The organism is Desulfovibrio sp. 1188_IL3213 (genome assembly GCF_036763145.1).
In the GTDB taxonomy this organism is placed as follows: domain Bacteria; phylum Desulfobacterota; class Desulfovibrionia; order Desulfovibrionales; family Desulfovibrionaceae; genus Desulfovibrio.
This window is the reverse complement of the sequence record NZ_JBAIYR010000050.1, coordinates 1-10,064: the sequence shown is the minus strand read 5'-3', so window position 1 is coordinate 10,064 and position 10,064 is coordinate 1. Positions and strand designations below refer to the sequence as shown.

At 56.6% G+C, this 10,064-nt stretch carries 9 protein-coding genes; 5 read left to right on the top strand and 4 right to left on the bottom strand.

The window, feature by feature from the left end; all coding sequences use genetic code 11:
• From V6C16_RS04310 to V6C16_RS04300, 3 genes are all read left to right on the top strand, one after another.
• The coding region (locus tag V6C16_RS04310) for a 3'-5' exonuclease (protein WP_333542803.1) at positions 1-974 on the top strand (974 nt) is incomplete at its 5' end.
• Positions 975-1,305: 331 nt separating this feature from the next.
• A complete protein-coding gene (locus V6C16_RS04305; RefSeq protein WP_333534364.1) occupies positions 1,306-1,803 on the top strand; it encodes a C40 family peptidase in 498 nt (165 codons plus the stop codon).
• Positions 1,804-2,985: 1,182 nt separating this feature from the next.
• The gene (locus V6C16_RS04300; protein WP_333534363.1) at positions 2,986-3,639 is read left to right on the top strand and encodes a MerR family transcriptional regulator; all 654 of its coding nucleotides are present in this window, start codon (positions 2,986-2,988) and stop codon (positions 3,637-3,639) included.
• Between the two features lie 683 nt (positions 3,640-4,322).
• Here V6C16_RS04300 and V6C16_RS04295 read toward each other — a convergent pair.
• Both V6C16_RS04295 and V6C16_RS04290 read right to left on the bottom strand, forming a co-directional pair.
• Positions 4,323-5,153 carry a DsbA family protein gene (locus V6C16_RS04295; RefSeq protein ID WP_333534362.1) on the bottom strand — a complete coding sequence of 277 codons (831 nt, stop codon included), beginning with the start codon at positions 5,151-5,153 and terminating at the stop codon, positions 4,323-4,325.
• A gap of 23 nt (positions 5,154-5,176) precedes the next feature.
• On the bottom strand, positions 5,177-5,584 hold the full coding sequence (locus V6C16_RS04290) for a response regulator (protein WP_333534360.1): 408 nt from the start codon (positions 5,582-5,584) through the stop codon (positions 5,177-5,179).
• 299 nt (positions 5,585-5,883) lie between these two features.
• Here V6C16_RS04290 and V6C16_RS04285 point away from each other — a divergent pair, with 299 nt between their 5' ends.
• Positions 5,884-6,672 carry a ParA family protein gene (locus V6C16_RS04285; RefSeq protein WP_333534359.1) on the top strand — a complete coding sequence of 263 codons (789 nt, stop codon included), beginning with the start codon at positions 5,884-5,886 and terminating at the stop codon, positions 6,670-6,672.
• A gap of 93 nt (positions 6,673-6,765) precedes the next feature.
• Here the strand turns inward: V6C16_RS04285 and V6C16_RS04280 are convergent, their stop codons facing one another.
• A complete protein-coding gene (locus V6C16_RS04280) occupies positions 6,766-7,218 on the bottom strand; it encodes a hypothetical protein (RefSeq protein ID WP_333534358.1) in 453 nt (150 codons plus the stop codon).
• A gap of 190 nt (positions 7,219-7,408) precedes the next feature.
• Here V6C16_RS04280 and V6C16_RS04275 point away from each other — a divergent pair, with 190 nt between their 5' ends.
• Positions 7,409-8,326 (top strand): ParB/RepB/Spo0J family partition protein, encoded by a 918-nt coding sequence (locus tag V6C16_RS04275; RefSeq protein ID WP_333542802.1) that lies wholly within the window; start codon positions 7,409-7,411, stop codon positions 8,324-8,326.
• A 241-nt stretch (positions 8,327-8,567) separates the two neighbouring features.
• Here V6C16_RS04275 and V6C16_RS04270 read toward each other — a convergent pair.
• A partial coding sequence (locus V6C16_RS04270) for a transcription antitermination factor NusB (protein ID WP_333542801.1) occupies positions 8,568-10,064 on the bottom strand: 1,497 nt, incomplete at its 5' end.

Here is a 10,064-nt window from a genome sequence, read left to right as displayed (position 1 = left end):
CGCTCTTCCGATCTGCTCCGGCCCAAGAGGCGTTCTGGCAGGATGCGGCCTGCGCACGGCTGCTTGCCCTGGCTGCGGTGCATTGCGGCTTTTCCGCTCTGGCGCAGATATTTGACACGACCGCGCCGCGGCAAAACCTGCAGGGCGATCTGGATGCCGATCCCGACAATCCCTTTGCCGCTGCCGGCCCCCTGCCGCCTCCCGCCGACCTTGAAGCCTGGCTTGCCGGACAAAACTGGGCAGGCGAAGTGCTTCTTTCCGGACGGCCCTGGCGCGAGCTGAAACAAAGCTGGAAACAACAGGCAAGCTGGCAGGAGTTTTTGCACCATCTGGCATGGCTGCAAGAAGCGGAAATGGTGCGCAGCAAGGCCGAACATGTGCAGATCATGACCATGCACGCCTCCAAGGGACTTGAATTCCAGGCCGTATTTTTGCCCGGCCTTGAGGACGGCCTGCTGCCCTTGCGCCGAGACATGCTTTTCGGCCCGGACAGGGGGGCGACCAGAAACGCGACGTCCACAGATGCAGCCAACGGCGTCACAACCAGCGCCGGTAATGACGCGCCCCACGCCGCCCCCCCTCCTTCCGCCCCCCCTGCTGGTGTGGCTGCGAGTGAAAGCACGGGCGACAATCACGACCGCACGCCCGATGCTGCCGCAGCGCCGACTGGTGACACGCCACACACAGATGCCGCGCCCGCCGCAAACGAGTATGAGGCCCCAGAGCAGGAAAATGAAGAGCGCCGCCTTCTTTACGTGGCCCTGACCCGCGCCGCTCGTGCGCTTTTTGTGAGTCACAGCGCCACGCGCGCCCTGTATGGAAAAAGCCTTGCCCTGCCGCCATCGCCCTTTCTTGAGCAGATACGCCATTGCTGCCGCCAGAGCGTACTGACACCGCACAGGCAAACTCTTGTGCGCTCGCTTTCCCTGCTGCCGACTGCGGAACCGGAGAAAAAGCCCAAAGGTAAAGCCTGACACGAAAACCGGCGCACCTTGCTTTAAAAGCACATAACCCTGCAAGCTTTATGGCGCTTGCAGGGGCGCATGTCACGAGGCTTGCCACGGGTCCAGGGGGCGTCAGGATGCAGACGCACGGCACGGCAGAAGTTGCTGCTCGAACCATATAAACTTTTTAAACAATTTCTACTATCTGAAATAACATTCCTTTTGTTGCGCCAAAAACGGCTGGCACACATTATGCTTACCTAACAATGTGGGTTATAAAGTATTTTGTCCTGTTGCCCCACAAGGCATGGGCTGCACAGAAAACCGCCTGCCCGCAAGGCTCTCTGTGCATGAGGTTGCCATGAAAGGAATGACTGACATACGTATCTTCTCAAAGCCGTGGGCGGCGCTGCTCATGCTTGTCTTTTTTCTGCTTGCCGGGTGCGGTCTGCACCGGCCGACAGACCCCGGCCCTGCCCCGGAGTCCGCCCACAAGGTAGTGCGCACGGCCTACAGCCAGATGGGGAAAAAATACCGCTCCGGTGGTGCGTCACCGCAAAAGGGCTTTGACTGCTCCGGTCTTATCTGGTGGGTTTACAAGCAGAACGGCTACAAGGTTCCCCGCATTACCGTGGACCAGGCCAGGGCGGGCTATGCCGTACCCAAGGATCAGGCGCGGCCCGGAGACATTGTGGTCTTTCGCACCGGCTCAAGCCCGCGCGGCCTGCACACCGGCATCTACGCCGGGGGCGACAGCTTTATCCACAGTCCGCGCAGAGGAGAAAAGGTACGTATGGAGAGCATGACAATCCCCTACTGGCGCAACAAGCTCATTGCCGTGCGGCGCGTGGTGCGATAGAGCATTTCAACTTTGAAAAAATGTAAATGCTCTACACCTAGAGCAGATTAACTTTGAAAATATACATTTTCAAAGTTTAAAACACGCTCGCTTCGGCGTTTAACCGCACAAATAAATTGCGCTTACGCCTTCGCGGCGGGCGTCTGCTCGCGCCGTCGCCAGAGCAATTTCAAAGTGAAATTGCTCTAGAGCATTTAACACTTGAAATGCTCGCTTACGGCAGGCAAAAGCCTGCCTTCTCGCATTTCGTGGCAAGGATTCAGCCGAAAATCGCATTTTTCTGCTGAATGAACGCTTTGAAATACTTCATATTTCAAAATTAATCTGCTCTCGATGTAGACTCCCCCAAAAACTGCCACTGCCTGGTGGTCGCATTCTGCGGCCTCTGCACGGCAAGCCATGCGACTGCCTGTTGCCTCAAGTCTAAACTACTCAAGGCATGCATAATAGTGGCGCACAGCGTTTGTCGCCGTCTTCCCCTGTCCAGGTTCAGCCCTGCGCAGGTTCGTAAAAACCGCGCTGCCTCCTCCGCCTTGCCGATGCAAAGCCGAGGCTGAGCGCTTCGCGCAATGCCGCAACAGATATTGCGCTTACCTGCCGTTTTACCCCTTTTATCCCATGCGCAGACGGCCGCTGTCCGCAATGGACAACCAACGTTCGTTGCATATTTGCTGCTTGGGTGCTGATATGCCCAACGCGCTTTTTTCTGGCATATTCCGGACTTTTTCTTCAAATCTCAGCGCCAATGCCCGGATTCCCGCGCGCAGGTTTCCGTAACGGGAATTTGCTCGCGCAGTGCTCAGAAACATTACGGAATACCAGTGCCAAGGCTTTGGATTGCGGGGCCATGTTGGCCCAAAATCCATATTATTTCATATGATTTTAAAGAGCGTTTCCAGTCTGGGCACTGTCGTTTTGTGGACGGTGCGTATCGACATGCCGCCGGACTTTGATTCACACAATATCAATATTGCGCAATATCCTTGTATGAAACCCGTTTTTTTACCGCTTTTGCTTGCCATTATTATTGATTTCGCGTAATCCGTGAGAAAATGCGCAGCGTAGTTTCTTTGTTGCGGTTATGATCTCTCCCGCGCTCCCTGCTCTTTTTCAGCCATACTTCTTTGGAGCCTGGTCAACAACGCAACAATATGCAAGTTCACGCTTCGCACAGGAGGAGACATGGCACGCAAACCTGTCATTAGTGAAAGCCTGCTGAGCATTGCGGACATATCCCGCCATTTTTCCCTCCCGGAATCCACAACCCGCTATTACTGCAAGCGCTTTGCCGCCTTTATACCCAGTGTCGGGGAAGGCAGAAGACGGCGCTACCGTCCTGAAACACTTGATGTTATCGCCGCAATACTTGAGCAGATGCAAAAATCCCGCACTGCGGCCGCCGTGGAAGACGCCCTTTTGACGCGCTTTCCGAGCAATGCCGTGGCTGTTGCGGGCAATGCCCCGCTTCAGACCGTGCAGCCGCCCGCACAGGACTTTTTTCCCTCAGCAGCTTTGCAGTTGATGGAACGGCAAGCCACTGCCCTTGAAGGTATTGCGCAATTGCTGCACGCCGTTATGGAACGCCTGCCCGCACAGGCGGGGCAGGCCACGCCCAATGCTTCCGGGCAAAATACGGACTTGCGACAAGAGCTTGATACCTTGCGTCTTTTGCTCCATTCCTCTGAAAAAACGCAACAGGCCGATCTTGAGCAATTGCGGCAATGGATGGGGCGCGTAATCCGCAGCAAAGGCACAAGTGATACTCCTGCTGCCAAAAGCCCTGAAGCAACCTCAGGGCAGGAAAAAACGCTTCCGGTTCCGGGCAGGCGTAGCTGACGCCGCAAGCCCTGCACCTGTAAGCCAAGACTTTACAAATCACCAGACGCGCGCTCCCCTGCCCCGGCTTCTTCCATACCCCCTGGCTCTTCCGTAATTCCGCTTCTTGAGCATCCTCGCTCTTTTTTTCGTGGTATCGGTGTTTTTCACGTCATAAGCGCAATGATGCGTTCTCGGCGCAACCTTCGCCGCACGACTCCTTTTCCTGCCGCCGCGTGCTGCCGGCGGCATCAGTGATATTCTCTTGGCACTCTCACCTCGGCAGGCGCCGAGGAATTCTGCTCCTCGCCTCTGCGAAGTGTCACGTGCGCAAACTGCAAGGACGATGGCTGGGTGATGCCTGAGCAAGACAAAGGAATTGTCCCACGCGCATACGCAGAACAGGATCCCCCCGCTCAGGCCGCCCAAATCTTCCAATACCTCACGCACGCGCAGCAACATCCCCACCGCGTCCCCGCAAAACAGCGCCATGAGCGATCTGCTCGCAAACAAAATAAAGCCCCCACTTATTTCTGAGTGGAGGCTTTTTAAAAAAGCGGATGCCTTTTCGTTTACGGCCGGGATTGCATCGTGTCTGCGGCGCCGTCCCATTCTGGGTGGGAGGCTTTTACATTTCAGGCTTGCCAGATGTTGGCAGCACCGCAGGAACATTCTGCAAGACTTTCTGCTTGCCGCCCCAGGCTTTACTTTGCGGACTTGTTGTCCGCCTGATTTTTAGCCATATCCACCGCTCGTTTGAAAAGATCGGGCGGCAACGCGCCGCGTATGACCAGATCGTTGACCAGAAAATACGGTGTTCCTTCCACGCCCAGTTTTTGCGCGTCCTGCTGGTCTTCTTCCATAATGTCAGAAACTTTTTTGCTGTGAACGTCTTTGGCAAGGCGCTTCATGTCCACGCCAAGGTCCTGGGCGGTTTTTTTCAAAAATGGCTCGCCCTCGGTTACCAGGCGGTTTCTGTCGGCAAAGAGCGCATCATGAAACTTCCATGCCTTATCTTCGCTCTGCTGGGCCACAGCAAGAAAATATCTGGACGCGATGCTGGCCGGGCCTTTTTCGTCCAGCGGCAAATTTTTGAATACCAGGCTCACATCCTTACCGTATTCTTTCATAATGCCGCTCACCGTACCCGCAGCCTGCTGGCAGAAATGGCAGGTAAAGTCAGAAAAGGCCACAATACGCACCTTGGCGTTTTTGGAGCCAAGTACGGGGCGCCCCTCCAGCTTGACAGGCTTGGGCGTTTTCATTTCCTGGCTCCACTGCGCCTCAAGGCTGCGCTGGCGGCGCAGGTTTGACCCCTGTTGCGCCGTATCAAGCACGGCCTCGCTGTGTCTGCGCAGCACGTCCATGACAAGGTCGGGCCGTTCCTGAAAGAGTTTTTCCAGCATCTGCGGCAGATTTTCTTCCGTCACCTGAACCGTGGCGGCCTGGGCACGCTGCTCCGTAGCGGCTGCCCAGCCTAAAAATACCATCAAGGCCAACAGGGCCAAGGCCCCGCTTTTTTTCAATACAGTCATAAAAAGAATCCTGTCCGCGTCTATCAAGACGGCTTATTGATGTCGCCCTGCTCTGCCTCAAGCCGACATTGCGTTGCGGCATCTTCAATTTTAAACAGCAGTTCATCCAGGTCAACGGGCTTCATCAGATACCCAAAAGCCCCTTCGCTCATGGCCTGTACGGCCAACTGCATGTCAGCATGGCCGGAAAGAAGAATAACCTGCGTACACGGCCAGAGCCTGTGAATTTTCTGCAGGGCGCTCATGCCGTCCATAACGGGCATTTTCACATCCATAATAACAACGTGATACGCCGTGTCTTCCATCGCGTTCAGGGCCAGTTGCCCGTTGGCGGCCGTGGCGCATTCGTAGCCCCTGCGGCCCAGACGTTTCGCCAGGATGCGGGTGACTTCTTCTTCGTCATCAACCAGAAGGATTTTTTTAAAGCCCATACACGCCTACCATCATGTTCAGTATTTACATCAACTTTTTCATTTTACCCTGCAAACGCCTAGGGGGGCAAGGCTCCGGCCATAAAATTTTCAACTTTTTTAGTTTTGCATCTCATTTTTTTTTACACCTTGACGCTACACGCTCTCTCTTTTAATAACTACACAATGTGCTGACGTGTTTTTTACAAATGTTTCATGTGAAACTTTCAAAAAAACAAGCGCGTCTCACGGCCTGTCTGACCTGAAACCCCCGGCAGACGGCAATTTTACACCACTGCCCTTTCGGCGGGGAGGCTTTCATGGCTCGCATTATTTCCATTGCCAACCAAAAAGGCGGCGTGGGCAAAACCACCACGGCCATCAACCTGTCCGCGGCGCTGGCCGTTATGGAAAAAAAGGTTCTGCTTGTTGACTGTGACCCGCAGGCCAACAGCACCAGCGGACTTGGCCTGCAGCAGGAAAACCTGCACGGCGACCTGTACAACACATTTTATGAACCGGAACAGGTGCGCCAGAATATCGCCAAAAGCCGGTCGCCGTTTCTGGACATTCTGCCGGCCAGCACAAACCTTGTGGCCGTTGAGCTGGAACTGGTGGACAAGATGGCGCGTGAATTTTATCTGGACCAGTGCCTCAAGGCCATCCAGACAGACTATGAATATATCATCCTTGACTGCCCCCCTTCGCTGGGGCTGCTCACGCTCAATGCCCTGTGCGCCTCAAGAGAACTGCTCATTCCCTTGCAGTGCGAATTTTTTGCGCTTGAGGGCATCGTCAAGCTGCTGCAGACCTATGAACAGGTAAAAAAACGGCTGAACCCCGAACTCTCGCTGCTGGGCGTGGTGCTGACCATGTATGACACGCGCAATCGTCTTACACGCGAAGTAAAAAATGAGGTCCGGCGCTGCTTTCCCGACCATCTTTTTGAAACGGTCATACCGCGTAACGTACGTCTTTCTGAGGCTCCCAGCCACGGCAAGTCCATCATCCACTACGACATCAAGTCCAAAGGGGCGGACGCCTACCTTGGACTGTCCAAGGAAGTTGTGCTTCGGCGGCCCTCAAAAAAGAGCACCGTGCTGCAATAGGCAGCCATGCAAAGAACACGCTGCGCCCTGGAACAGCAGAACCCGCAGACATGATGCCTGCGGGCTCTGGTTGAAAAAATACTGGCGAGGGGCCTAGTCGGCCCTGGGTGTGGTATGCTCCACCGCCACATGATCGCGGAAATGTTTTTTTCTCACTGTCGTACCGCAGCATTTGCACAGAAAAACAAGCAGCCCCCCGATATTGGCGTTGGTCAGCAGAAAAGGCTGCGCAGGATCATCGCGCCAATCGTCGGTTTTTGCGCCACAATGGGGACAGGCCACGTCGGGCGCATAGGGATATTTAAAATCCCAGTACTGCAAAAGCTGGTCAAAGCCTTTAAGGGGCGCTTCTGCCTGAACAAGAGGCTCGTCAGCCGGCCGGCATTTTATGTGGCTGCGAATCTTTGGCTCGATTTGTTGCCAAAGCTTGTAAGAAAGCTGAACAGCTTCCACATTGCCTTTGGCGTCAGTGACATAGCGTAGTTCGGGATGCTCCAACATTGACCTGTCCTTTTGCTTGCCTGCGGCACGGCCGGTCGCTGGCATGGGGCCGCAGCTCCTGCGGCTGGATGCCCCGGCGGCGCGCGCCGGGAAAAGATTATGACCGTGGTACGCCGCAGGTTGCCGTGCCGCGGACCCCCTTGTCAAGGCTCCCGGCAGGGCAAAACGATTTTCATGCTGAAACAGCAACCGAAGGCGTCCGGATGCGGACGCGAGAACATATGAGGTGATACGTATGAGCGGCAACAAAAAGGGATTGGGAAGAGGTCTGGACGCGCTTTTCGGCGGTTCTGAGCCCAAACGCGAACAGGAGGCGGCAAGCAGCACCCTGCCCGTTTCTTCTTTGCGCCCCAACCCGGGGCAGCCCCGCAGGCATTTTGACGAAGACGCCCTGCGCGAACTGGCGGCTTCCATCAAGGCTCAGGGCATTATCCAGCCCTTGCTGGTCCGCCCTCTTGCAGGTGATGATACCTATCAGATTGTGGCTGGCGAACGCCGCTGGCGGGCCGCACAAATGGCGGGCCTTGACCATGTACCCGTCTACGTCCGGGAGTTGAGCGATAAAGAGGTCATGGCCGCAGCACTTATTGAAAACCTGCAGCGCGAAGACCTGAACCCCATTGAAGAGGCCGAAGCTCTTCAGGCACTGCGCGAGGCCCTGGATCTTACGCAGGAAGAACTGGCTGCCCGGCTTGGCAAAAGCCGCCCCGCCGTCGCCAATGCCTTGCGCCTGCTGCAGTTGAGCGCTGGCGCGCGGGAAGACCTGCAGGCCGGACGCATCAGCGCCGGGCATGCCCGCTGCCTTCTGGGTATTGACGATCCTTCCGCCGCCGAGGCACTGCGCCTGCGTATTCAAAGCCACGGCATGACCGTGCGTGAAGCTGAAGACGCCGCAGCCTTCTGGCGCGGCAACTCTGCCCTGCCCTGGCTGGAAGGAGGGGAAAAGCAGACCGTACAGCCCGTGCCGCAAAAAATTTCGCGCAAGAAAAGTCCGGCCTTCAAGCTTCTGCAAAAAGACCTGAGCAGCGCCCTTGGCTGTGCCGCCAAGATCAGCGGCGACGAAAACGGCGGGCGTATTTCACTGAACTATACCAATAAGCAAGAGTTGGATGCCCTGCTGGAAAAATTCGGCGTGGCTCTTGAGGCCGAATAGCGCAAACATGCTTTGCATTGGCGCGAGCTACACAAAATAACGCAGGTGGCAATAAACGCATTGCGTGTAAAATCCCCTGAAGTTCATTCAAAAACCGCATTGCGCATGACAGCAATCAGGCCCCGGCGGGATTATCCCGCCGGGGCCTGTTTTAGCATATTTCTGCACCAGTTATGGCGAATAACGCATACCTGCCTTACTCGTCTGGCAAAAACGCGAACGCCCTGCCCGCCTCTTGCCTTCAGCCTTTCCTGCGCAGCACAGCGCCAAACATGCCTTCAAGCCAGGGGTGGCTGTGCTCTGTCTGCCACTGGCGCTCAAGGGTCAAATCTGAATTGCTTTCAAGCAGTTGACGGACAGCACGTTCGTTTTCCGCAGGGTTGAGCGTGCAGGTTATGTAGGCCAGCTCCCGGCCCGGCTGCAACAGACCGGCAAGGGTGCGCAGCATATTCAGTTGCAAGGCTTCAAGTTCAGCAAGATGTTGCGGTTCGCGCCTGCGGATATCCGGCCTTCGGGCCAATACCCCCAGACCGGAACAGGGTGCATCCACCAGAATATGCCCAGTCCATTGCCGCAACGGCGGCACAACGGCATCCGCCAGACAGTGCGGCGGCACAGGCAGTCCAAGCGTTGCGCACTGGGCTGGCAGGCCTCGCAAGCGAGCAAAGGAGCGGTCTGAACACAATGCCACTGGAACGCCCCATTCCATCAGGGCAGCGCTTTTGCCGCCATGCCCGGCGCAGGCATCCCACACAGGCTCATTCCAGCGATCAAGCCCCAGAGCAAGCAAGACCTGCTGCGATCCGGCCGATTGCCGGCTCAGCGCCCCGCATGCAATCCATTCCCGCAGGTCACGGCCCAGGGCCTCGCGCGGCATGGTTCCGGGAGCAAAGGCAAGGCCCCACTGCCCGATGCCAACGGGAGCCTGCCTTTTGTCCTGCACCTCAAGTATCGAATTTTTATCTGTAAAATCAGCCTGCCCTTCTGAAAGCCCAGCACCATCCTCAGGGTTTACCGCAGACGCTTCGCAAAGCACGTCTAACCCAGAAGCGGCTGGCGTTGGAATCGTTGACGGCAGAGCCGCTGCCGCCCCGTGAGGCGACGCCAAGGCCGTGTATAAAGCCGGAGCGTCAGCATGCTGCGCATTAATCCGCAATGCGGCCCAGGGGCGCTCAAAAGAGCGTTGCATCAGCGCGAGGGCCGCGTGCTCGCCATAGGCAGCGCGCCACATCTCCCCTATCCATAAGGGTATGGAATAAAAGATGCATTTGCTCAAAAAACTGTCGCCACCGGCCGCGCCCTGCCGATGCTTTTTCCCGTCAGGCCGCCCCGAATAAAAGGACTGCCGCGATGGTTCCTCACCCATGCGCTGCAACGACCGCAATGCGCCGTTAGCCACACGGGCCAGCCCCTGGCCCAGAAGCATCCGCACCTGCTCCACGGCTTCGTAAACAACAGCGTGGGGCGGAACCCTGTTCTGAAACAGCAGGCCGTATACTGCAAGGGCCAATAACAACTGCATGGGGCGCGGCAGCCCCTGGGGCCGAGGCAAAACCCTGGCCAGCAGGAAATTGAGGCGCAGTTCGGTACGCAGGCAGCCATACACCAGTTCGGTGCACAGCGCTTTGTCCTGCGGCGCAAGGTCTTCGCACCTGCCGGAATTGTCGCTGTGCAGGTCGGCACGGGAATTGCGGCGTGAACCGCGTGAGCTTCCGTGCGCCTCAGGAGCCTCCAGAAC